This is a genomic window from Nocardiopsis gilva YIM 90087 (assembly GCF_002263495.1).
GTDB classification, from domain to species: Bacteria; Actinomycetota; Actinomycetes; order Streptosporangiales; family Streptosporangiaceae; genus Nocardiopsis_C; species Nocardiopsis_C gilva.
The window spans coordinates 2,966,800-2,987,914 of record NZ_CP022753.1; the positions used below are offsets into that span (position 1 = coordinate 2,966,800).

Consider the following 21,115-nt stretch of genomic DNA (forward strand, 5'->3'; position numbering starts at 1 on the left):
ACGCACTGCCCACAAATGAACACGACCGGACCGTAGATACCACGCGGGAGAGACCCCCGACAGGGGCGCCGACGGGGCAATACTCCCCAGTAACCTCTCAGGCACCAGGGACCGCGTGGAGGAGGCCACTCTGGAGCGGCAGGCGCACTGCCGCCTGCGCCGCGCTTGCGCGGTATCGCGTGACAGAGGGGGAGACCACATAGGAGCAGCCGCGAGAACGGCTACTGCGACCAGGAGGTCTCCATGCCGGAGCAGCCCACCCATGAGAACACCACGGGGGGAGCGCCCGCGCGCGTTTTCGCCGACCGGCACATCGGCCCGGACCCGGCGGAACTCGGCCACATGCTCAAGGCGGTCGGATTCGGGTCCACGACGGATCTGATGACTGCCGCCGTCCCGGAGAGCATTCTCAGCACGCCGGGTGGTCCCGCTCCGCTGCGGCTTCCGGAGGCGGCCGGGGAAACCGCCGCGCTCGCCGAGCTGCGCGCCCTCGCCGACCGCAACCAGGTCCTCACGTCGATGATCGGTCGCGGGTACTACGGCACGGTCACCCCGCCGGTGATCCTCCGCAACATCCTGGAGAACCCGGCCTGGTACACGGCCTACACCCCCTACCAGCCCGAGATCTCCCAGGGGCGCCTCGAAGCCCTGCTGAACTTCCAGACGATGGTCAGCGACCTCACCGGGCTCGCGGTCTCCGGGGCCTCCCTCCTCGACGAGGCGACCGCCGCGGGCGAGGCCATGACGCTCGCCCGGCGCGCCACGCGCAGCAAGGCCGCGACCTTCATCGTCGACTCCGACACCTTCCCGCAGACACTGTCGGTGCTGCGCACCCGCGCCGAGCCGCTCGGTATCGACATCGTCGTCGCCGATCTGAGCGAGGGCCTGCCCGACATCGAGGCGTTCGGCGTGCTCGTGCAGTACCCCGCCGCCAGCGGCGCGATCCGCGATCCGCGCCCGGTCATCGATGCGGCCCACGAGCGCGGCGCCCTGGCCGTCGTCGCGGCCGACATCCTCGCCCTGACCATGCTCCGCAGCCCGGGTGAGATGGGCGCCGACATCGCCGTCGGCTCGACCCAGCGCTTCGGCGTTCCCATGGGCTTCGGCGGGCCGCACGCCGGCTACATGTCGGTGCGCGAGGGCCTGCAGCGCCAGCTGCCCGGCCGCCTCGTCGGCGTCTCGGTCGACAACGCGGGCAAGCCCGCCTACCGCCTCGCCCTGCAGACCCGTGAGCAGCACATCCGCCGCGAGAAGGCCACCAGCAACATCTGTACGGCCCAGGTCCTGCTGGCTGTCATGGCCGGGATGTACGCGGTCTACCACGGCCCGCACGGGCTGCGCGCGATCGCCGAGGACGTGCACGGCCGCACCGCCCGGCTCGCCGAGGGGCTGCGGGCCCGCGGCTTCGAGGTCCTGCACGGCGACTTCTTCGACACCCTGCGCGTCCGCGTCCAGGGCGGCGCCGACGGCGTGCTGCAGGCGGCCCGCGAGCGCGGGGTGAACCTGCTGCGCGTCTCCGACGACATCGTCGGCGTGTCCTGCGACGAGACCACCGCCGACGAGCACCTGGGCCTGGTGCTGTCGGCGTTCGGCGGCAAGGAGGGCACCGGAGTGGGCGACGGCGCGGCCGTCGCCCTGCCCGAGGCGCTGCGCCGCGGCGTGGACTACCTCGACCACCAGGTCTTCAACACCCACCGCAGCGAGACGTCCCTGCTGCGCTACATGCGCCGGCTGGCCGACAAGGACCTCGCCCTGGACCGCAGCATGATCCCGCTCGGCTCCTGCACCATGAAGCTCAACTCCACGGCCGAGATGGAGTCGATCACCTGGCCGGCGTTTGCCGAGCTGCACCCGTTCGCCCCCCTGGAGCAGGCCGCCGGAACCGTCGCCCTGGTGCGCGACCTGGAGGCGTGGCTGGCCGAGGTCACCGGGTACGACGCGGTGTCGCTGCAGCCCAACGCCGGGTCGCAGGGGGAGCTCGCCGGTCTGCTGGCGATCCGCGGCTACCACCGCGAGCGCGGCGAGGCCCAGCGCGAGGTCTGCCTGATTCCCAGCTCCGCCCACGGCACCAACGCGGCCAGCGCGGTGATGGCCGGTATGCGGGTCGCCGTGGTGGCCTGCGACAAGGGCGGCAACATCGACCTGGACGACCTGCGCGCCAAGATCGACAAGCACGGCGACGAGCTGGCCGCGCTGATGGTGACCTACCCGTCCACGCACGGCGTCTACGAGGACACCATCACCGAGGTGTGCCGCCTGGTGCACGAGGCCGGCGGCCAGGTCTACGTGGACGGCGCCAACCTCAACGCGCTGCTCGGCTGGGCCAAGCCGGGCAAGTTCGGGGCCGACGTCAGCCACCTCAACCTGCACAAGACCTTCTGCATCCCGCACGGCGGCGGCGGTCCGGGTGTCGGCCCGGTGGCGGTGCGGTCGCACCTGGCCGGGTTCCTCCCCAACCACCCGGGCCAGCCCGACGCGGGTCCGCACACCGGTGTCGGCCCCGTCTCGGCGGCGCCGTTCGGCTCGGCCGGGATCCTGCCGATCTCCTGGGCCTACATCCGGATGATGGGGGAGCAGGGGCTGCGCTCGGCCACCGAGGTGGCGGTCCTCAGCGCCAACTACGTCGCCAAGCGGCTGGAGCCCTACTACCCGGTCCTGTACACCGGCAAGGGCGGGCTGGTCGCCCACGAGTGCATCATCGACATCCGCGACCTGGCCAAGAAGACCGGCATCACCAACGAGGACGTGTCCAAGCGGCTGATCGACTACGGTTTCCACGCCCCCACCATGTCGTTCCCGGTGGCCGGGACCCTCATGGTTGAGCCCACGGAGAGCGAGAACCTGGCGGAGCTGGACCGCTTCATCGACGCGATGATCGCGATCCGCGCCGAGATCGACCGCGTCGCCGACGGCACCTACGACGCCGAGGACAACCCGCTGAAGAACGCCCCGCACACCGCCGAGGCGCTCACCGTCGACGACTGGAAGCACTCCTACACCCGCGGCGAGGGCGGCTACCCCGTGCCGGAGCTGCGGCTGAACAAGTACTGGTCCCCGGTCGGCCGCATTGACCAGGCCTACGGCGACCGCAACCTCGTCTGCGCCTGCCCGCCGCCCGAGGCCTTCGAGGAGTAAGCCGGGGCACAGAACACGGCCGTTGGAACGACGTGGCGCCGGTACCCGTGGTCGGGTACCGGCGCCACGTTTCGTGTGCAGTGGAGATGGGGCCGTTGAGAGCCGGGGCCGCCGACCTGTGCCCGGAAGCGTCGGCACCGGGGTCTGCTGTGCGGCCTTGTCGGTGGTCGGCTGATCCGGTGTTCTGTGGGAAAAGCGGCGCCGAGGGCGGTGGGGTGCTGGGCGCCCCTGTCCCCTGGCGGGTGGGTGAGGGGTCGCGGTGGCGGCCTGCTCCCAGCGCATCATCCGAGCCGGGCCCCGGACGGCGGCGCCGACGGCGAGGTGGGCCACGCGCCCCTCTCAGCTCGCGGGTGGGGCCGGGAAGGCGCTGTCCGCTCCCTTCCTCCGTTGATCTCGGCGATATCGACCGAATACGCGCCGGTATTCGGTCGATATCGCCGAGATCAACGGAGAGAGGGGTAACCGCGGTGGTGAAACGCCGGTCGTGGGCAGGCCGGAATGCCGCGTTTTCGCTGGACGTGAGAGCCCTTCCGCCATGCGGGAGCCCTGGGGCCTCTTCGAAGATGATCATGGGAATTCCTCTGATTGTGTCCGGTTTGTCGTAGGAATTCCCATGATCATCGCGAGGACGGATTCCGGACAGCGCCTTTCCCGCCTTTCGGCCGCCCGACCCTCACCCAGGAGCCGACAGGGCGCCCCGGCCCCCTCCGCCTTTGGTGCCGCCGTCGAGGCCCGGCCCGGATGGTCTGCTGAGAGCAGGCCGCCACCGTCACCCCCGGCCCCGCCCCACCCCTCCAAGGATCGGCGCCCCCAGCCCGCTCCCGCCCTCGGTGCCGCTTTTCACCCCAGAACACCGGATCAGCCAACCGCAGACAAGGCCGTCCAGCAGACCCCACCCGCGCCCCGCCACCCGGCCAGGGCACGCCCCGCGTGGGGCTCGCGTCAGCGGCGGGTTGGTCCGCAGTGATCGCATACCGGCGAACGATTTCCGGACATCAGGCCGAACCCTATGGGGTCACCAACTACGAATCTACGTCGTAAACGCGCGGGTTCCTCAGTCCCGTGACCAATATCCGGCCTCGATTCGTCCGCAGACCCGCGCGCACACGTTAGTCTCCGAGGAACACGGCCCGAATCGACTGCGGCTTCGGCGGTCCGAGGGCCACGTCCCCTCGTGCGGAAAGCGACGCCTCATGACCGCGACGTCCAGAACCTCTGCATTCGCCGCCGCCGACGAGCCACCGGAGACGGAATTCGGGAACCTCTGCGATCAGGCACGAGATCTGGCCGAAAGTGGCCACCTCAAGCGTGCCGCCCAGGTGTACGCGCGGGTGCTGGAGGGCGGATCGCGGCGCCATCGTGCGCGGGCCGCGCTCGGGCTCGCGGTGGTCCGGCACGACATGGGTGACATCGGTGCCGCCCGCGAGGCCGACCGGATCGCGATGGACACCGGTCATCCCGAGTACGCCCCGCGTGCCGGCTACCACCTCGCGCTGTCCTACGAGGAGGACGGCGTCGTCCAGCAGGCGGAGGGGGCGTGGCGCGAGGTGCTCGACGCCGGGAACGACCGCTACACCCCCGCGGCCCACTACGGGCTCGCCCGGCTCGCCGAAGAGCGGGGTGATGCGGCGGCCGCCGTCGCCCACTGGGGGCAGGTCCTGGAGGGGCCGGACACCGGGCTTGCCGCGCGGGCGGCCCACGACTACGCCGAGCGGCTGCTCGCGCGGGGCGAGGTGGACGCCGCGGCCGAGGTCGTCCAGCGGGGGTTGGAAGCGGACGAGCACCCTGGGCTGCGCCTTCTGCTCGGCGCGGTCTACGTGGAGCGCGCGATCGGCGAGTTCGGCGCCGTTGTCGACGCCTCCCGGAGCGATCCGGAAGGCGCGCGGACCGTGGAGCCGGCGACCGCCGCGGCCTCCGTCGAACTTCTGGCCCGCCTGCTCGCCGTGCGCGGCGATGCCGACGGCGCCGATCGGACGTGGGAGCTGGGGCTGACGCACAGTGACACCGCGACCGCCGCGGATGTGCGCTCGCGGCTGCGGCGGGGCTTTGCGGCACCCAACGCTGACGGTCCGGCCGACGAGGACGCGGCCGCGGCGGGCGGGGCGACGGGAACAGGCGCGGGCGACGGCCCGGCGGAGGAGGCCGTCGCGTGGTGGGATCCGTACCTGGAGGCGGCTGTCGCCCAGGGCAGCCTGCCGGTGCTCACCGGCGAGCTGTTCTCCGCCTTCGACCAGATGTACAGCCGCCTCGCCCTGCCCCTCGTGGGAGACGAGACGCGGGCGACGGCGCTGCGGCAGACTCTTCAGGAGGCGGTCCGCTCGCCCGGCGCCTACGTGTGGGGGCGGTCGCTCCACGACGACTTCGCGGAACGGCTGCGCCTGGCCACCGGCTCCGACGCCGACGTGCTCCCGGCGGGCTGGCCGGACCACGAGGAGTAGCGTCCGTCCCGGCGAGACCGCGACGACCGATGCCACCGACCCGACCGACGAAGGCCTGATGGAGATCGATACGCCCCGGGGACCCGCCCGGGTGGACCTGGACCAGCCGGACGGGCGCCCCCGCTACCTGCTCGTCATCACGCACGGCGCCGGTGGCGGTGTGGACGCGCCCGATATCGCGGCGGTGTGCGACGCCGCGCTGAAACAGGGCGCCGCCGTCGCCCGGGTCACGCAGTCCTACCGCGTGGCCGGGCGGAAGATGCCCGGCGCGAAGACGGAACCGCAGGACGAGGCGTGGCGGGCCGTGGTGGAGTCCATCGTCGCGCGGCCGGAGTTCGCCGGCGTCCCGGTGGTGCTCAGCGGCCGGAGCAACGGCGCCCGGGTGGCCTGCCGAACGGCCGCGGAGCTGGGGGCGGCGGCCGTGGTGGCGCTGGCGTTTCCCCTGCATCCGCCGGGCAAGCCGGAGCGGTCGCGAGCGGCGGAGCTGCGCGCGGCGGGGGTTCCCACGCTCGTGGTCAACGGTGAACGGGATCCGTTCGGTGTCCCGGACGCGGCCGATGCCACGACGCTGGTGGTCCGGCCCGGGGAGCGGCACGATCTGGCCAAGGACCCGGGGGCCGTCGCGGGGGCCGTGGTGGAGTGGGTCGCCCGCCACGTGGCGTGAACGGGCGATCCCCCGTCATCAGGTCATGCGGTGAGTCGTGGAACTGACGTGGCTGTCAGTGGCGTGGCCGCGGGGCTGCGCCCGCGCCGACGCGGGGCCGGTCCCGCCCGGAGGGAGAGGAGGGGCGGGCGGCGGGGTGGCTCAGGCCGCCGCGTGTACGTCGGTCGGCCGGTGCGGATCGATTACGCCGCCGTTGGGCAGGAGCTCTCCGGTGTCCTCGAAAATGACGACGCCGTTGCACAGTAGGCTCCACCCCTGTTCCGGGTGGCTGGCGATCACACGCGCGGCTTCACGGTCGACGTCGTCGAAGCCCGGGCAGTCGGGTACGTGCTGGCACATCGTGTGCCTCCGGTTCGTTGGTCTCGTGTTCCTGCGAGATGCACCAATCGCACTCTAGTGGCCTACACCACATAGCATCTCCCTTTCTGTGTGATGTGATGCGCGAAATGCCAGGTTGGTGCGGAAACGGCCAGGTGTGGCCACCGTCCGGTTCGAGGGAACCCCGGACCTGCGGCCCGCGTCGTACTCCGTCGGTTCGTCGGCCCGCGGCGGCACCGCGTTCTCAACCGTCAGTGCGCCCCGCCGATGGCGCCCCGAATCGTCGCCGTCAGCGCTGCGAGCGGTCACACCCCGAGGTGGTCGCGGGACAGCCGGTCGGCGCGGCGGATCGGCTCGGGTATGCGGTAGTTGGGCGCCATCCGCAACACCAGCTCGGTCGCGCTGTCGAGGTCGACGCGGTGGCCGATGGAGACGTAGACCGGCTTCACCCCGGTGCGGGTGCGCAGCGCGCGCCCCACCACTTCGCCGTCGTCGACCAGCGGCGACCACGCCCCGCGCTCCGGTGCCGGGGGCTCGGCACGGCCGACGAACGGCGTCTTGCCGACCCCCAGTGTCGGCCGGTCCAGCAGCACCCCGAGGTGGCAGGCGAGGCCGAACCGGCGCGGGTGCGCCAGGCCGAAGCCGTCGCAGACGAACACGTCCGGCGCGGTGCCCAGCCGGTCGATCGCGTCGATCAGCGGCGGCAGCTCACGGAACGCGAAGAGCCCCGGAACATAGGGGAAGCGCGGCTCGGAGGCCACCGTCGCGGAGTCGACGACCTCCAGGGTGCGCGCGGACAGCACCACCGCGGCCGCCACCAGGCGCCCTTCCGTGTAGCTGACGTCGAGCCCCGCGACCAGCCCGACGCGCTCCACGTCCAGCGGCTCGGCGCGGACCTCCGGGGCCAGGCGGTCCTGCAGAGCGCGCGCCTCTTCCACCGACGGCGGCTCGGCGGCGCGCGGCCACAGCGTGGACGGCGGGGAGGGTGCCGGTGTGGAGGGGGACGGCTCGCTGTTCGTGGCGCTCGCGTTCATGGAGCCAACGTAACGGCAGCGATGGGAGGCCGCGCCTGACCGGTCCGCACCGCCGACGCGGCCGTGCCGGTTCGTCCCTCAGTAGCTGCCGCGGGTCCGGCGGGCTGCCGGGCGGCTGCTCCGCCCGGCGCCCGCGAGCCCGCCGCGGTAGAAGGCACGGACGAGCTCGCCACCGAGGTTGACGCCGGCACCCAGGGCCATGCCGACCGCGACCGCCTCGGCGAGGCCCAGCAGGCCGGGCACCGCGTCGCCCAGGGTCATGTGCAGCAGCCCGCGGTAGAGGATGCTCCCCGGCAGCAGTGGGGCGATGGAGGGGACGACATAGGACAGCACCGGCCGCCGGGTGCGTCGCGCCAGCCAGTGCCCCACGATCCCGATGACCACCGCCCCGGCCACGGTCCCGATGATGGGCGGCGCGTCGGTCACCGACCGCAGTCCGGCGTTGATCACCCAGATCAGCACGCCCATCGCGCCGATCACGGGCAGCATGCGCGGGGGAACCGTCAGAGACACCGCGAAGGCCATCGCGATCCCGGCCGCGCCGATGAGCACCACGAGGTCCATGCTGGTGCCGGCGGTGGGCAGGTTCTCCAGGTCCATGTTGACGCCCAGCCGGACCGCCGTGTAGGCCACGGCACCGACACCGGACACGATCGCGCCGAGCATCAAGAACGTCTCCAGCAGCCGCGCCGCCGAGGACACGTAGGCACCGCTGATACCGTCCTGCAGGCTGGAGACCAGGGGGCGTCCCGGCAGGAGCGCCATGATGTTACCGGTGATGATCGCGCCGGCGTGCAGCCCCAGGTCCAGCTCCGTGCTGACCCACAGCAGGGCCACGCCGATGCTCGAGGCCGTCACCGCCGCCGCGGTCATCTGGTAGAACTCCGCCACCCCGCGCTTGGCCAGGAAGGCGGAGGTGCGGTCGCCCAGCACGGTGGCGAGGAACGCCGCCGTGGCGACGATGAACTGGCCGCCGACCATGAGGCTGGCGCTGGAGGCGATCAGCCCGAAGCCGACGATGATCAGCCAGTTGGGGTAGGGCGGGCGGCTCCGCTTGATGGAGCGCAGCCGTGCGATCGCCCCCTCCAGCTCTACCTGCCCCAGAGCCGCGTCCTGGACGAGGGCGTGCAGTTCGTTGACCCGGAAGTAGTCGAGGGTGCGCCGCCGGACGACCCGCTCGCCCGTGACCGGCGGGTAGTCCCCGCCGGGGTGGGCGGAGATCGTGATGGCGGTGAACGTCACCGAGACCTCGGTGCGCGGCAGCTCGAAGGCGACGGAGAGGCTCAGCATGGACTCGCTGACCGCCTCGTTGCTCTCGCCGCTGGCCAGCAGCAGTTCGCCGACGCGCAGCACCAGGTCGATGGCGCGCGGGTCGGGCAGCTCGATGATGTCGTCGTCGAGGCCGTCGGCGTGGAGTTCCGGCTCGCGAGCCGTACGCCAGTCCCGGAGTCGGGTCAGCAGGTTGTTCTCGTTCAGCGAAGTCGGCTTCTGCGGGTTCTCGGCCATCGGGGACCTTCGATTACTCCTCAACGGGGCAGTGTGCCGCCGGGGTCGGTGCGGCGGCGGGACCGGGGTCACGGATGGGACGCCGCGTCTCCGGTGATGGTTGGCCGCACATCCCACCGTAGGACGGGTGACGTCGGTCACCTGGTGTCATGGCGGACCGCCCTGCCGGGTGATCGCGCGGAGCGTCGCTCCGGACAATCGTCGCAGCTCAGGATGGATTCGACGGGAAGCGGGGGCGTCGTCGCGGTGTCGCGCCGCGGTGAGGAGTCACACGGAGTCGACGAAGGTGAAGAAGGTGAACAGGTGCGGGACCAAAACCACAGCCTATCCGAGCCGCAACCTGTTCGGTGCCACCGCCTGTCCCTCAATCCTCGCCCTCACCTGGGCGGATGATGCCGGTCTCGTAGGCGTGCACCACCGCCTGCACCCGGTCGCGCAGGTCGAGCTTGGTCAGGACGTTGCCTACGTGCGTCTTCACCGTCGTCTCGCTGACGACCAGGCGGCGCGCGATCTCCGCGTTGGACAGGCCCCGGGCGAGCAACCGCAGCACCTCGCGTTCGCGCTCGGTGAGGTGGTCCAGGCGCGGGGTGGGCTGCTCCCGCGTCGAGGGCAGTTTGTCGGCGAAGCGGTCGAGCAGCCGCCGGGTGATCGTCGGGGCGACGATCGCGGCGCCGTCGGAGACCACGCGGATCGCCCCCACCAGCTCGTCCGGCGGCACGTCCTTGAGCAGAAAGCCGCTCGCCCCGGCCCGCAGCGCCTCGACGACGTACTCGTCGAGGTCGAAGGTGGTCAGAACGAGGACGCGGATCTCGCGTCCGGTGTCGTGCGACCAGTGCAGGATCTCGCGGGTGGCGTCGATGCCGTCCTTGCCCGGCATGCGGATGTCCATCAACACGACGTCCGGGAGGAGCCGCTTGGTTGAGGCGACCGCCTCGTGGCCGTCGGAGGCCTCGCCGACGACGGAGATCTCGGGTTCGGATTCCAGGATGAGCCGGAAGCCGGTGCGGAGGAGCGGCTGGTCGTCGACGAGCAGGACACTGATGGGCATGTGAAGATTGTTCCCGATCACCGGAGTGTTGGAGACCCCGGGACCGGTCAACGGCCGGATCCGGCCTCCACGGGCACCCGCGCCCGGACCTCGAAACCGCCGTCGGGGCGCGGCCCGGTGTCCAGATCCCCGCCGTACAGGCCGACCCGTTCGCGCATCCCCACCAGGCCGTGGCCGGGTTCGTCGGCGGTGCGCCGGTCGGCCGCCGGCCCCGTTCCGTCGTCGGCGACCGTCACCGTCACGGTCCGCCGCTCGAAGACCAGTGTCACGGTCGCGGCCGCCTGCTCCCCGGCGTGCTTGAGCACGTTGGTCAGGGACTCCTGCACCACCCGGTAGAGGGTGAGGTCCAGGCCCGGGGCCAGGTCCGGCACCTCGCCGTCGATGCGCAGCTCGACCTCCATGCCGGTCTCCCGCATCTGCCTGACCAGGTCCCGCAGGCCGTCGACACCCGGCCGGGGCGAGCGGTCGGCCTCGTCCTGCGGGGTCCGCAGCACCCCCACGATCCGACGCATCTCCGACAGCGCGAGCCGCCCGGTCTCCTCGATGTCGAGCAGCGCCTGGCGGGCCCGGTCCGGGGACCGCTCGATGATTCGCTGCCCGGCCGTGGCCTGCACGGTCATCACACTGATGTGGTGGGCGACGACATCGTGCAGCTCGCGGGCGATGCGCGAGCGCTCCTCGGCCAGGACCGCGCGGGTGTGGGCGTCGCGCGCCCGCTCCAGCCGCTCGGCCCGGGCCTTCAGCTCCCGCATGTCGTAGACGCGCATGCGGACCAGCCGCCCCAGCCACCAGACGGCCACGAGGCAGCTCAGGTAGAAGGCGAAGTCGATCCACAGCGGGATCGTCAGCGAGTCCATCGGGGTGAGCCAGAGGGCCACGAGGTACAGGACCACCCCGAGCACGGGCCCGAACAGGGCACGGCGCAGCTCCAGATAGCGCGAGGTCGAGTACACGGCCACGCCGATGCCGGGGGTGGCCGAGCCCCAGACGAACATCTGGGCGTTGTCGGCTCCGACCCCGCCGAGGATCAGGACCGACATCGCGAGCATCGGATGGTAGCGGCGTATCAGCAGGACCAGCGCGAGCGCGGCGCCCGCAGCCAGCCCACCGACCCGGTTCGGCCAGTAGTGGGCGATCTCGGGGTCGTCCAGCGCCAGCGGCAGCAGCGACGTGTTGAGCGCGATCAGCACCAGCACGATGAGCACGTCGGTGATGCGCGCACGCGACACCTGACGCCAGCGATCCCACGGGTATGTGGGGGAGGGGCGCTGCGGCGTCGGGTTGGTCACGCCCTCCACGCTAGACGCGCGGCCAGGGGCGGACCGACCTCCGGCCGGGGGATTTCGCCTCCTACGCCAGGATGAACTCGCTTCATGTTTCGCAGCCTCCTCGCCGAAACCCGCGTGGGACCGTCGGCGGGGCTCCGGAGTGCGCAGTGGGGCGCACCCCGCGGCGCGGTGCTACTACCCCGGCCGGTCGGAGGGCGCGGCCGACGGCGGGGCCAGCGGGAGGGGCGGGGGAGTGCCGCCGAACTCCGGGCACACCTCCTGGTGGTCGCACCAGCCGCACAGCTTGCTGCGCCGCGGCTCCCACCGGCCCGACCGCGCGGTGGCCTCGATCTCCCGCCAGATGGACAGGATCTCCGCTTCGGCCGCCAGCAGCTCGTCCTTGGTCGGCTCGTACCAGCGCACCCCGCCGTCGCCCAGGTACATCAGCTGCAGCCGGGTGGGGATCTCGCCGAGTTCGCGCCAGATCATCACCGCGTAGAAGAAGATCTGGAACTTCGCCTTGTCCTCGAAGCGCGGGCGGGGGGACTTGCCGGTCTTGTAGTCCACGACGCGGATCTGGCCGGTGGGCGCCACGTCGAGGCGGTCGACGTACCCGCGCAGCCGCAGCCCCGATTCGAGGGTCACCTCCAACCGCATCTCGCGCTCACGGGGCTCCAGCGCCTCGGGCCGCTCCATCTCGAAGTAGCGGCCCAGCAGGGTGCGCGCCTCCTCCAGCCACGCCTCGCGCTCCTCCTCGGAGGAGAACAGCTCCTCGCTCTCCGGGCGCTGCTCGCGCAGCCGCTCCCACTGCGGCCGCACCAGCGACAGCGCGGTGCGCGGAGTGCGGGTCTCGGCGGGCAGCTCGAAGAGCCGCTCCAGCACGGCGTGGACGAGGGTGCCGCGCAGGGCCGCCGCGCTCGGCTTCTCCGGCAGTCGGTCGATGACACGGAACCGGAACAGCAGCGGGCACTGCAGGAAATCGGCGGCGCGTGACGGGGAGAGCGCCGCGACCATGGGTGCGGGGTGCGGGGAGTCCATGGCCCACCAGCCTATGACGCCGCGCCTGGGCGCGTGGCACGCTTCCACGGCGTCGGCCTGGGTAGCCTGGGCAGCGTGACGGAACACGGAAGCGCGACAACGCCCACACCGCCGGAGAACGGCTCCCGCCCGGTCGACCGCCGCGCGGGACTTCTCATGGGGCGGCCCTTCGGCATTCCCGTGTACGTGACGCCGTCATGGATCGTCATCGCCGTCATCATCACCGTGCTCTACGAGCCGGTGGTCGAGCGGACGCTGGTGCTGGGGGCGTTCTCCTACGTGGTGGCCTTCGTCTTCGCGGTCCTGCTGTACGCCTCGGTGCTGGTCCACGAGCTCGCGCACTCGGTGGTGGCCCGCCTCTACGGCCTGCCGGTCCGGCGCATCACGCTGTACATGCTCGGCGGCGTCTCCGAGATCGAGCGGGAGGCGCCCACCGCCCGCCAGGAGTTCTGGGTGGCGTTCTCCGGGCCGCTGCTCTCCCTGGTGCTGGCGGGACTGGGCTTCATGGCCTACGGCCTGGTCGACCCGTTCACCATCGCCGGCGTGCTGCTGTGGCAGCTGTGGGTCGCCAACCTGCTCGTCGGCCTGTTCAACCTGCTGCCGGGGCTGCCCTTGGACGGCGGCCGGCTGGTCCGCGCCGCCGTGTGGCAGGTGACCCGCCGACCCACCACCGGGACGGTGGTCGCGGCCTGGGGCGGCCGCCTGCTCGCCGCGGTGGTCGTGACCCTGCCGTTCCTGTTCGCCTGGTGGCAGCAGACCTCCCCGAGCGTCTTCGCGGTGCTGTGGGGCGTGCTGCTGGCCGCCTTCATCTGGATGGGCGCCGGGTCGTCGCTGCGCACCGCGCGGATCCGCGAGCGCATACCGCGGCTGAGCGCCCGGCTCCTGGCCCGCCGGCCCGTCGTCGTGGCCGCTGACACGCCGCTAGCCGAGGCACGGCGCCGCATGGCGGAGACCGACGCCGGGGCGATCCTCGTGGTCGACACCGCGGGCACACCCACCTCGATCGTGAACGAGGACGCCGCCCAGGCCGTCCCCGACGCCCGCCGCCCCTGGGTGCCGGTCTCCAGCGTCGCGCGCGCCATCACCTCCGGCTCGGTCATCGGCGCCGACCTGGCCGGGGAGGGCCTGCTGGGCGAGCTGCGCCGCCACCCCGTCCCCGACTACCTGCTGGTCGAGCAGGACGGCAGCGTCTACGGCGTCCTGCGCGTCACCGACGTCGAGGCGGCGTTCAGCCGCTAGGGCCCCGCACCCGCGGCCGCCGACGCCGCCTCCTCGCCTCCTCAGCGCCGCGCGCCCTCCGGCCAGATCACCACGACCGGACACTCCTGGTCGTGGGCGTAGCCCACGATGTCGGCGGTGCCGCCCTCGCCGCGCGACGGCGCTCCGTCCCAGATCGCGACGAGCTCGTCGCAGTGGTCGACCATGTGCCGTCCCGCGTCCATGTGCGCCTCCGGCGTCGACTCCAGGTGGGGGAGCCGGTGCACCAGGACCGCCCGCCGCAGCAGCGCGTCGTACTCCGCCCGGTGGTGGGCGGGCAGCGCCTCCCGGTATATCTCGGCCGGAACGACGACCTCCAGGGGCGCCCCGGCGTCCACGACAGCTCGGGCGAAGAGCGCGTCGGCGCCGTCGGCCAGGCAGGACAACCCCACCATCTCGCCGTCGAAGGGGGCGAGGTGGGCGCGGAGCGCGGTGTCGACGGCGCGTTCCACCTCAGGAGCCAGTCCCCGGTGGCCGGTGACGGCGATACGTCGCAAGGTCATGCTGCTCCCCTCCCCAGAAGCCGATGCCTTGCTGAGGGAACTACCCGACTTTCAACGGTTTGTTCTTCAACCTGTGCATCGGGTACCGGGTCATCGGCCGCCCACCCGCCCCGGGACGGCCGCGTACCGGAGAAACCGGAGCTAGCCGGACAGCATCCCGGTCAGCCGCTCGTCGAACTCCCGCACGCTGCGCGCCCGGGGTCCCCGATAGGCGCGGCGGAACCGCCGCACCCGGCCGATCACCCGCTCGGAGTGCATCCGCACTCCGGTGCCCAGCGCCTCGGTGGCCAGCCGGAACGCCTCGTCGACATCGCCCGCGTCGGCATGCGCCGAGGCCAGCTCCACCTGGAGTACGGCCCCCTGCTTCCCGGCCGGCCGGGCGCCGTCGAAGGCCTCGCTGAAGGCGGCGCGGGCCTCATGGGGCCGCCGCAGCCGCACCCCCGCCAGCGCCCGGTATCCGGCGACCTTGGCCTGGTCGAAGGCAAACACCCACGGCCACGGCGGGTCGGCGTTGTCGTGGCGGTTCACCCCGGCTTCCGCCAGGGCGATATCCCGCGAGGTCGCCGCCGCCGCGCCGAGCGAGGAGTGGCCCAGCGCCCGCACGCACGCCAACCACGCCCGAGCGGTCGGGTGGGCGTCGGAACCGAGGCGGCGCCCGGCCTCCCGGGTCAGAGACAACCCCAGCTCGGGGTCGCCGGCGTCGATCTCGAAGGCCGCGAGGCTGCCCACCATGTAGGCGGTCAGCAGGCTGTCGTCGGCCCGCCGCGCGTAGGCGATCGCGGCGCGGTAGTGGTGCCGTGCCGACCCGGAGTCGCCCATGTCGGTGTGCAGCCAGGCGGTGAACCCCGCCGACTCGCTGGCCGCCGCGGCGATCTGCGGCGCGTAGGGCGTGCGGCCCGATCTCTCGAGTGTCCTGCTGATCAGGTCCAGATGGGAACCGGCCGCTCCCGCCAGATCGCGGGCCGGGGCCGAGGCGTCGAGGCGCCGCTGGCCCCCGGTGATCGCGCGGAGCGCGGCCGGGGTGTTCTCGTCGATGTCGATGCTGATGGCCGCCATAGCGGGCAGTGTCACCGCCGCCGCGGCGACAACACGGCCGAAGTCTCTGCGTCTCGTCGGATCCGCCCCCCTCCCAGGTGCGGTGGCGCGCGCGAACCGGAGCAGGTGGATCGGGACGTCGAGCCGCTCCGCGATGTCGCGGACCTGGTCGACGGTCAGCGACTGCTGCCCGTTGACCACACGGGAGACCCAGCTCTGCGAGTAGCCCACGATCCGGGCGAGCTCGCCTTGGGACCAGCCGCGGGCGAGCCGTACCTCCTCGACGATCACCGCCATATCGCACGTTGCCAGTGCGGCTGCGATCGAGGAGCGGGACCAAAACTCCGGCGAAAGTGCGCCGTCACGCTGAGGCATGAGCCTAGATTAGGGCGGTGGGCCCTCCGCTGGGGCTATGAGGAGGAGAAATGGGGCAATGCACAGCACGCATAGGCCGGATCGCGACCGACGGCGGCGGTGCACAGTGGTGAGACGGACGTCCCCGGGGGATCGAGAGATCAAGGTCTGGAGTGGAGCGCCGATGACCGCTGAGCCCCCTCCGCAGGGCACACCGGGCATGGCCGGACGCGGCCCATGCTTCGATGGCAGAAGTTCGGTCGACTCCGGCTGGCTCCGGGAGCTCAGCAGCCTCACGGTCGAACTGCGCTCCTGCGGGCTGGAGGCGCGGATGGACGGGGTCATCGGGGCCGTTGACGCGATCGCCTACGGTCCCGCGCGCCGCATCCAGCGCGCTGTGCTGCGCCCGCACCGGGGACGTCTGTGGTGGTGGCTGCGGTGGGCCGGGGACCCCTCTACCTCGGCCCCCCACCATGCTCCACTCGCTCCGGCGGCCGACAGCGCCGCGGCGGCCCGTCGCATCGTCCAGGTCCTGCGCACGGCTCGTCGTTAGGCGCTCTCCGCCGCCGGGGCGGCCACCGCCCGGGCTATCGCCGCGCCCGCCGTCCCCGGAGGTCAGGAGGGGGCGCCGAAGCGCTCGGCCGCGGCCACGGCGGCGCCGACGATGCCCGCTGTGTTGCGCAGCCGTGCGGCCAGGATGGGGGCGCGCAGGTGCAGCAGCGGCAGGAACCTGTCGGCCTTGCGGCTGACACCGCCGCCCACCACGATCAGGTCGGGCGACAGCAGGTCCTCCACCACCGAGTAGTAGCGCTGCAGGCGCTGGGTCGCCCACTCCTCATAGGAGAGGTCCTCGCGCTCCCGCGCGCTGGAGGCCGCCCGGCTCTCGGCGTCGTGGCCGTCGATCTCCAGGTGCCCGAACTCCGTGTTGGGCACCAGCCGCCCGTCCACCAGGAGTGCCGTACCGATCCCGGTGCCCAGCGTCGTCAGCAGCACGACGCCCTCGGCATCGCGCGCCGCCCCGTAGCGGTGCTCGGCCACGGCCGCGGCGTCGGCGTCGTTGAGCACGTGCACCCGGCGGCCGGTCACCTCTGAGAACACGTGCTCCAGGTTGGCGCCGACCCAGGAGTCGTCCACATTGGCCGCGCTGTAGGCCACCCCGTGCTGGACCACCGCCGGGAAGGTCACGCCCAACGGGCAGTCCGCGCTCACCTGCTCGGGGAACGACGCGGCGATCTCGGCGAGGACCTTGGCCACGGCCTCGCGCGTCGCGGGCTGCGGCGTGGCGACCTTCACCCGGTCCACCACGAACGTCCCGGAGTCCAGATCGACGGGGGCGCCCTTGATGCCGCTCCCGCCGATGTCGATCCCCAGTCCGACCCGGGGCGCGTGGCCCTTCATCGTCTACCGCCCTTTCTTCCGTGCGCCTGCGCGTCCTGTGCTGTAGTGCCCGCATCGGCGTGATGCCCTGGGACAGCGGCCCTGTCCCCCCGCGGCCGGTGTGCTCGGGCGGCCGTGCGGCCCAGATGCCATTCTTCCCCGGTTTTCGCCCGGCCGATCCCCCTGCCTCCCCCTGATCCCCTCCCGGCCCGAAGCGCGCCCAACCCCGAACGGCACGGGGCCGTCGGCCGCCCGAGACTGCGCCGACCGGGGAAAAAGGCGGATACCCTGGACGACTGCCCTGACCAGACGATCCACGACGTGGGAGATACGAGCTCAAGTGACCGGCATCCACGGCCGCCGCGGACCCTTCGAAGACGGCGACAGCGTGCAGTTGACCGACCCCAAGGGGCGGATGCACACCATCACCCTGCGCGCCGGCACGGCGTTCCACACCCACCGAGGACGGTTGGACCACGACGATCTGATCGGGCAGCCCGAGGGCAGTGTCGTGCGCTCGACGTCCGGGACCGCCTACGTCGCGCTGCGCCCCCTGCTCAGCGACTTCACCCTGTCGATGAAGCGCGGCGCCACCATCGTCTACCCCAAGGACGCGGCGCAGATCATCGCGCAGGCCGACATCTTCCGCGGCGCCCGTGTCATCGAGGCCGGGGCCGGATCGGGGTCGCTGTCGTGCTGGCTGCTGCGCGCCGTCGGCGACGAGGGCATGGTCTCCTCCTACGAGCGCCGCGAGGACTTCGCCGAGATCGCCCGGAACAACGTCGAGCGCTACTTCGGCGGGCCGCACCCGGCGTGGCGGCTCACCGTCGGTGACCTCGCCGAGTCCATCTCCGACACCGACGTGGACCGGGTCATCCTCGACATGCTCGCCCCGTGGGAATGCCTCGACGCTGTTGCCAAGGCCCTCATCCCCGGCGGGGTGCTGTGCGCCTACGTCGCCACCACCACGCAGCTGTCCCGCGTCGTGGAGGAGCTGCGGGAGCACGGGGCCTTCTACGAGCCGCACGCGTGGGAGACCATGATGCGCAACTGGCATGTGGAGGGCCTGGCGGTGCGGCCGGACCACAAGATGATCGGCCACACCGGCTTCCTGGTGACCGCTCGCCGCCTGGCCGACGGAGCCCAGGCGCCCGACCGCCGGCGCCGCCCGGCCAAGGGCGCATACGGCGAGGACTACCGGAAGGCGCGCGGGGCCCGCGAGGGCGGCGGCACGGCCGCCAAGGAGGCCGCGCCCTCGGCATCGGCGGACCGCGCCGAAACCGTCACCGATGGCCACGGCAGCGACGCCGAGTAGTCGGGGCCGGAGCGCCGCACGACAGCGGTGTGGGCAGAGGGCCATGTCCGGTGGCCGGATCAGGCCGCGCAGCTGGATGCGAACGTTACTTTCTCATTACGGCGCGTGGCCCTCTACCAGGGTGACCTAGGCGTTTACAAGATCAAAAAGTGAGTCCTTCCACACTGGCGGCGGACCGGAGGTTAGGAATAGTCCAGGGGTAGGTAGGGTTCCGAGTAGTCGTCCTCTTAATAGGGAGGTGGCGGACGTGGCCGAACGCGACGACGAGCGTCAGGCGGAGCGCGACCGTGAAGTCGCGGAACTCACCGCTCAGGTCTCCTATTTGGAAAAGGAACTCAGCGTAGTCCGGCGCAAGCTCGCGGACTCCCCCCGCCACGTGCGGCTCCTGGAAGACCGGCTCCGCGAGGCGCAGGCCAACCTCGCCGCGGCCAATGGTCAGAACGAGCGCCTTGTGGCAACCCTGAAGGAAGCGCGCGATCAGATCGTGGCGTTGAAGGAGGAAGTCGACCGGCTCGCGCAGCCGCCGTCCGGATTCGGCATTTTCCTGGAGGCGCGCGACGACGAGACGGTCGAAATCTTCACCAACGGCCGCAAGATGCGCGTCAATGTCAGCCCCTCGGTCGACATCGAGCAGCTGAGCCCCGGCCAGGAGGTCATGCTCAACGAGGCCTTCAACGTCGTGGAGGCCCAGCGGTTCGAGACCGTGGGCGAGGTCGTCATGCTCAAGGAGTTCCTTGAGGGCGATCGCGCACTGGTGATCTCCAACCACGACGAGGAGCGGATCGTCCGGCTGGCCGAGCCGCTGCGCGACGAGCCGATCCGGCCCGGCGACTCCCTGCTGCTCGAATCGCGGTCGGGCTATGTCTACGAGCGCATCCCCAAGTCCGAGGTCGAGGAGCTCATCCTCGAAGAGGTCCCGGACATCGCCTACACCGACATCGGCGGTCTCAGCGGGCAGATCGAGATGATCCGCGACGCTGTCGAGCTGCCGTACCTGCACAAGGACCTCTTCTACGAGCACCGGCTGCGCCCGCCCAAGGGTGTGCTGCTCTACGGTCCCCCCGGATGCGGTAAGACCCTCATCGCCAAGGCCGTGGCTAATTCACTGGCCCGGCAGGTGGCCCAGAAGACCGGCCACGACGTCGGCAAGAGCTTTTTCCTCAACATCAAAGGCCCGGAGCTGCTCAACAAGTACGTTGGCGAGACCGAGCGGCACATCCGCCTGGTCTTCCAACGGGCCCGGGAGAAGGCCGGCGAGGGCACACCGGTCATCGTGTTCTTCGACGAGATGGACTCGATCTTCCGCACCCGCGGGTCGGGCGTGTCCAGCGACGTCGAGAACACCATCGTCCCGCAGCTGCTCAGCGAGATCGATGGTGTGGAGGGGCTGGAGAACGTCATCGTCATCGGCGCCTCCAACCGCGAGGACATGATCGACCCGGCGATTCTCCGGCCGGGCCGCCTTGACGTGAAGATCAAGATCGAGCGCCCGGACGCGGAGGCAGCCCGGGACATCTTCTCCAAGTACATCACCACCGACCTGCCCCTCCACGAGGACGACCTCGTCGAGCACGGCCAGTCCTCCTCCGCCACGGTCGACGCCATGATCCAGCGCGTGGTCGAGCGGATGTACACGGAGAGCGAGGAGAACCGCTTCCTGGAGGTCACCTACGCCAACGGGGACAAGGAAGTCCTGTACTTCAAGGACTTCAACTCCGGCGCGATGATCGAGAACATCGTCGACCGCGCGAAGAAGATGGCCATCAAGGACTACATCGACCACCAGGCCAAGGGTCTTCGGGTCTCCCACCTCATGCAGGCCTGCGTCGATGAGTTCAGCGAGAACGAGGACCTGCCGAACACCACCAACCCCGACGACTGGGCCCGGATCTCCGGCAAGAAGGGCGAGCGCATCGTCTACATCCGGACTCTGGTCTCCGGCAAGAAGGGCGCGGACTCCGGCCGGTCGATCGACACCGTGGCCAACACCGGCCAGTACCTGTAGCGACGCGGCATGACGGGGCCCGCCGGATCCTCCGGCGGGCCCCACGCGTAAGGGCCGCGGAGCTACAGGAAGGGCGTCGGGCGTCCGCCGTCGGCGTGCCAGGGGTAGCGGTCGGTGTCCTCGCCGCCGTAGTCGGGGTCGAGGTAGATGAAGAGCCGCTGGATCTTGAAGTCGCGGATCTCCATGACGTCGGCCCAGCGCCCGCCGTGTGTGACACCGCCCCGCCACTCGATGCCCTTGGCCGTGACCCCCTGGGTGGTGCCCTCCACGATGACCACGTCACCGGCGACGTAGAACTTCAGCCACTCCAGGTTGTGGCTGATCGAGTCGAACAGCTGCGACACGTCGCCGAACATGCGGCCGATGGCCTGGCGGCCGTGGGCGACGCCCCACTTGGGGAACCAGGCGTCGGCGTGCTCATCGAAGAGATCGAGCACGTCCCCGCCGCGGTCGAAGCGGCGGAAGAACTCGAACGCCACCGACTTGCGCTGTTCGTCGGTCATCGGCTGGACCACGAAGGCCATATCTGCTCCTCGGTGTTGGATCCACTGGTCAAGAGGAGGGCAGGCTCGACGATTCTCGCATGTCATGCCAGCTCAGCAGCGATGCCGCGGCCGCTGTGCCGCGGCGTGGCGCGGCGTTGCGGGGTTTCGGCGCGCGCCGTCCTTCGCCGTCATCGACCGAACGGTGCCGTGGCCGCGGCATCGAGGCCACCCGCGTTGCTCGACGTAAAGCATCTGCCGCCTCACCGCTCACCCGAGTACCGGTACTCCCATAAGAAGGCGGCTGTTGGGCCACAATTCGCTACGCCGAGTTCAAG

General features: G+C 71.4%; 17 protein-coding genes and 1 riboswitch. Of the genes, 7 read left to right on the plus strand and 10 right to left on the minus strand.

The window, feature by feature from the left end; translation table 11 throughout:
* Window positions 1-34: 34 nt before the first annotated feature.
* Window positions 35-124, plus strand: a riboswitch (glycine riboswitch).
* A 119-nt stretch (window positions 125-243) separates the two neighbouring features.
* The 3 genes from gcvP (at window position 244) to CDO52_RS13645 (ending at window position 6,237) form a co-directional block, all read left to right on the plus strand.
* Window positions 244-3,135: an aminomethyl-transferring glycine dehydrogenase gene (gene gcvP / locus CDO52_RS13635; protein WP_094932421.1), complete on the plus strand. Its 2,892-nt coding sequence runs from the start codon at window positions 244-246 to the stop codon at window positions 3,133-3,135.
* A 1,193-nt stretch (window positions 3,136-4,328) separates the two neighbouring features.
* Window positions 4,329-5,573, plus strand: a complete 1,245-nt coding sequence (locus CDO52_RS13640; RefSeq protein ID WP_017616676.1) for a tetratricopeptide repeat protein — start codon at window positions 4,329-4,331, stop codon at window positions 5,571-5,573.
* A 58-nt stretch (window positions 5,574-5,631) separates the two neighbouring features.
* On the plus strand, window positions 5,632-6,237 hold the full coding sequence (locus tag CDO52_RS13645; RefSeq protein ID WP_017616675.1) for an alpha/beta hydrolase family protein: 606 nt from the start codon (window positions 5,632-5,634) through the stop codon (window positions 6,235-6,237).
* 141 nt (window positions 6,238-6,378) lie between these two features.
* Here CDO52_RS13645 and CDO52_RS13650 read toward each other — a convergent pair whose 3' ends face one another.
* The 6 genes from CDO52_RS13650 to CDO52_RS13675 form a co-directional block, all read right to left on the minus strand.
* The gene (locus tag CDO52_RS13650) at window positions 6,379-6,576 is read right to left on the minus strand and encodes a DUF5999 family protein (protein WP_017616674.1); all 198 of its coding nucleotides are present in this window, start codon (window positions 6,574-6,576) and stop codon (window positions 6,379-6,381) included.
* 284 nt (window positions 6,577-6,860) lie between these two features.
* Entirely contained in the window at window positions 6,861-7,589 is a 729-nt protein-coding gene (locus tag CDO52_RS13655) for an endonuclease V (RefSeq protein WP_094932422.1), read from the minus strand.
* A gap of 78 nt (window positions 7,590-7,667) precedes the next feature.
* Window positions 7,668-9,095 carry a threonine/serine exporter family protein gene (locus CDO52_RS13660; RefSeq protein WP_094932423.1) on the minus strand — a complete coding sequence of 476 codons (1,428 nt, stop codon included), beginning with the start codon at window positions 9,093-9,095 and terminating at the stop codon, window positions 7,668-7,670.
* Window positions 9,096-9,459: 364 nt separating this feature from the next.
* Entirely contained in the window at window positions 9,460-10,143 is a 684-nt protein-coding gene (locus CDO52_RS13665; protein ID WP_026125401.1) for a response regulator, read from the minus strand.
* Window positions 10,144-10,190: 47 nt separating this feature from the next.
* Complete coding sequence (locus CDO52_RS13670; protein WP_232524455.1) at window positions 10,191-11,432, minus strand: sensor histidine kinase; 1,242 nt, start codon at window positions 11,430-11,432, stop codon at window positions 10,191-10,193.
* A 174-nt stretch (window positions 11,433-11,606) separates the two neighbouring features.
* Window positions 11,607-12,449: a RecB family exonuclease gene (locus tag CDO52_RS13675; RefSeq protein ID WP_026125400.1), complete on the minus strand. Its 843-nt coding sequence runs from the start codon at window positions 12,447-12,449 to the stop codon at window positions 11,607-11,609.
* Between the two features lie 75 nt (window positions 12,450-12,524).
* Here CDO52_RS13675 and CDO52_RS13680 point away from each other — a divergent pair, with 75 nt between their 5' ends.
* A complete protein-coding gene (locus CDO52_RS13680) occupies window positions 12,525-13,688 on the plus strand; it encodes a site-2 protease family protein (RefSeq protein ID WP_094932828.1) in 1,164 nt (387 codons plus the stop codon).
* 41 nt (window positions 13,689-13,729) lie between these two features.
* On the opposite strand, the gene CDO52_RS13685 is transcribed toward CDO52_RS13680, so the two are convergent.
* Window positions 13,730-14,203 (minus strand): hypothetical protein, encoded by a 474-nt coding sequence (locus tag CDO52_RS13685; RefSeq protein WP_026125398.1) that lies wholly within the window; start codon window positions 14,201-14,203, stop codon window positions 13,730-13,732.
* Between the two features lie 147 nt (window positions 14,204-14,350).
* Window positions 14,351-15,619 (minus strand): helix-turn-helix domain-containing protein, encoded by a 1,269-nt coding sequence (locus CDO52_RS13690; protein WP_094932424.1) that lies wholly within the window; start codon window positions 15,617-15,619, stop codon window positions 14,351-14,353.
* Window positions 15,620-15,782: 163 nt separating this feature from the next.
* Here CDO52_RS13690 and CDO52_RS28150 point away from each other — a divergent pair, with 163 nt between their 5' ends.
* Window positions 15,783-16,151: a hypothetical protein gene (locus CDO52_RS28150; protein ID WP_017616664.1), complete on the plus strand. Its 369-nt coding sequence runs from the start codon at window positions 15,783-15,785 to the stop codon at window positions 16,149-16,151.
* A gap of 62 nt (window positions 16,152-16,213) precedes the next feature.
* On the opposite strand, the gene ppgK is transcribed toward CDO52_RS28150, so the two are convergent.
* The gene (gene ppgK, locus CDO52_RS13700) at window positions 16,214-16,996 is read right to left on the minus strand and encodes a polyphosphate--glucose phosphotransferase (protein WP_017616663.1); all 783 of its coding nucleotides are present in this window, start codon (window positions 16,994-16,996) and stop codon (window positions 16,214-16,216) included.
* 319 nt (window positions 16,997-17,315) lie between these two features.
* Between ppgK and CDO52_RS13705 the strand changes: the two genes are divergently transcribed.
* Window positions 17,316-18,290 carry a tRNA (adenine-N1)-methyltransferase gene (locus tag CDO52_RS13705; RefSeq protein ID WP_017616662.1) on the plus strand — a complete coding sequence of 325 codons (975 nt, stop codon included), beginning with the start codon at window positions 17,316-17,318 and terminating at the stop codon, window positions 18,288-18,290.
* A gap of 238 nt (window positions 18,291-18,528) precedes the next feature.
* Entirely contained in the window at window positions 18,529-20,295 is a 1,767-nt protein-coding gene (arc, locus tag CDO52_RS13710) for a proteasome ATPase (RefSeq protein WP_017616661.1), read from the plus strand.
* Between the two features lie 62 nt (window positions 20,296-20,357).
* Here arc and CDO52_RS13715 read toward each other — a convergent pair whose 3' ends face one another.
* Window positions 20,358-20,819, minus strand: coding sequence for a nuclear transport factor 2 family protein (locus CDO52_RS13715; RefSeq protein ID WP_017616660.1), 462 nt, complete (start codon window positions 20,817-20,819; stop codon window positions 20,358-20,360).
* Between the last annotated feature and the right edge of the window lie 296 nt (window positions 20,820-21,115).

What these genes read in the sequence shown, in the direction of transcription:
- CDO52_RS13715 (WP_017616660.1), bottom strand. Translation starts at nt 20,819, where the DNA reads ATGGCCTTCGTGGTCCAGCCGATGACCGACGAACAGCGCAAGTCGGTG.
- ppgK (WP_017616663.1), bottom strand. Translation starts at nt 16,996, where the DNA reads ATGAAGGGCCACGCGCCCCGGGTCGGACTGGGGATCGACATCGGCGGG.
- gcvP (WP_094932421.1), top strand. Translation starts at nt 244, where the DNA reads ATGCCGGAGCAGCCCACCCATGAGAACACCACGGGGGGAGCGCCCGCG.
- CDO52_RS13650 (WP_017616674.1), bottom strand. Translation starts at nt 6,576, where the DNA reads ATGTGCCAGCACGTACCCGACTGCCCGGGCTTCGACGACGTCGACCGT.
- CDO52_RS13655 (WP_094932422.1), bottom strand. Translation starts at nt 7,589, where the DNA reads ATGAACGCGAGCGCCACGAACAGCGAGCCGTCCCCCTCCACACCGGCA.
- CDO52_RS13665 (WP_026125401.1), bottom strand. Translation starts at nt 10,143, where the DNA reads ATGCCCATCAGTGTCCTGCTCGTCGACGACCAGCCGCTCCTCCGCACC.
- CDO52_RS13690 (WP_094932424.1), bottom strand. Translation starts at nt 15,619, where the DNA reads ATGCCTCAGCGTGACGGCGCACTTTCGCCGGAGTTTTGGTCCCGCTCC.
- CDO52_RS13645 (WP_017616675.1), top strand. Translation starts at nt 5,632, where the DNA reads ATGGAGATCGATACGCCCCGGGGACCCGCCCGGGTGGACCTGGACCAG.
- CDO52_RS13675 (WP_026125400.1), bottom strand. Translation starts at nt 12,449, where the DNA reads ATGGACTCCCCGCACCCCGCACCCATGGTCGCGGCGCTCTCCCCGTCA.
- CDO52_RS13660 (WP_094932423.1), bottom strand. Translation starts at nt 9,095, where the DNA reads ATGGCCGAGAACCCGCAGAAGCCGACTTCGCTGAACGAGAACAACCTG.
- CDO52_RS13640 (WP_017616676.1), top strand. Translation starts at nt 4,329, where the DNA reads ATGACCGCGACGTCCAGAACCTCTGCATTCGCCGCCGCCGACGAGCCA.
- CDO52_RS28150 (WP_017616664.1), top strand. Translation starts at nt 15,783, where the DNA reads ATGACCGCTGAGCCCCCTCCGCAGGGCACACCGGGCATGGCCGGACGC.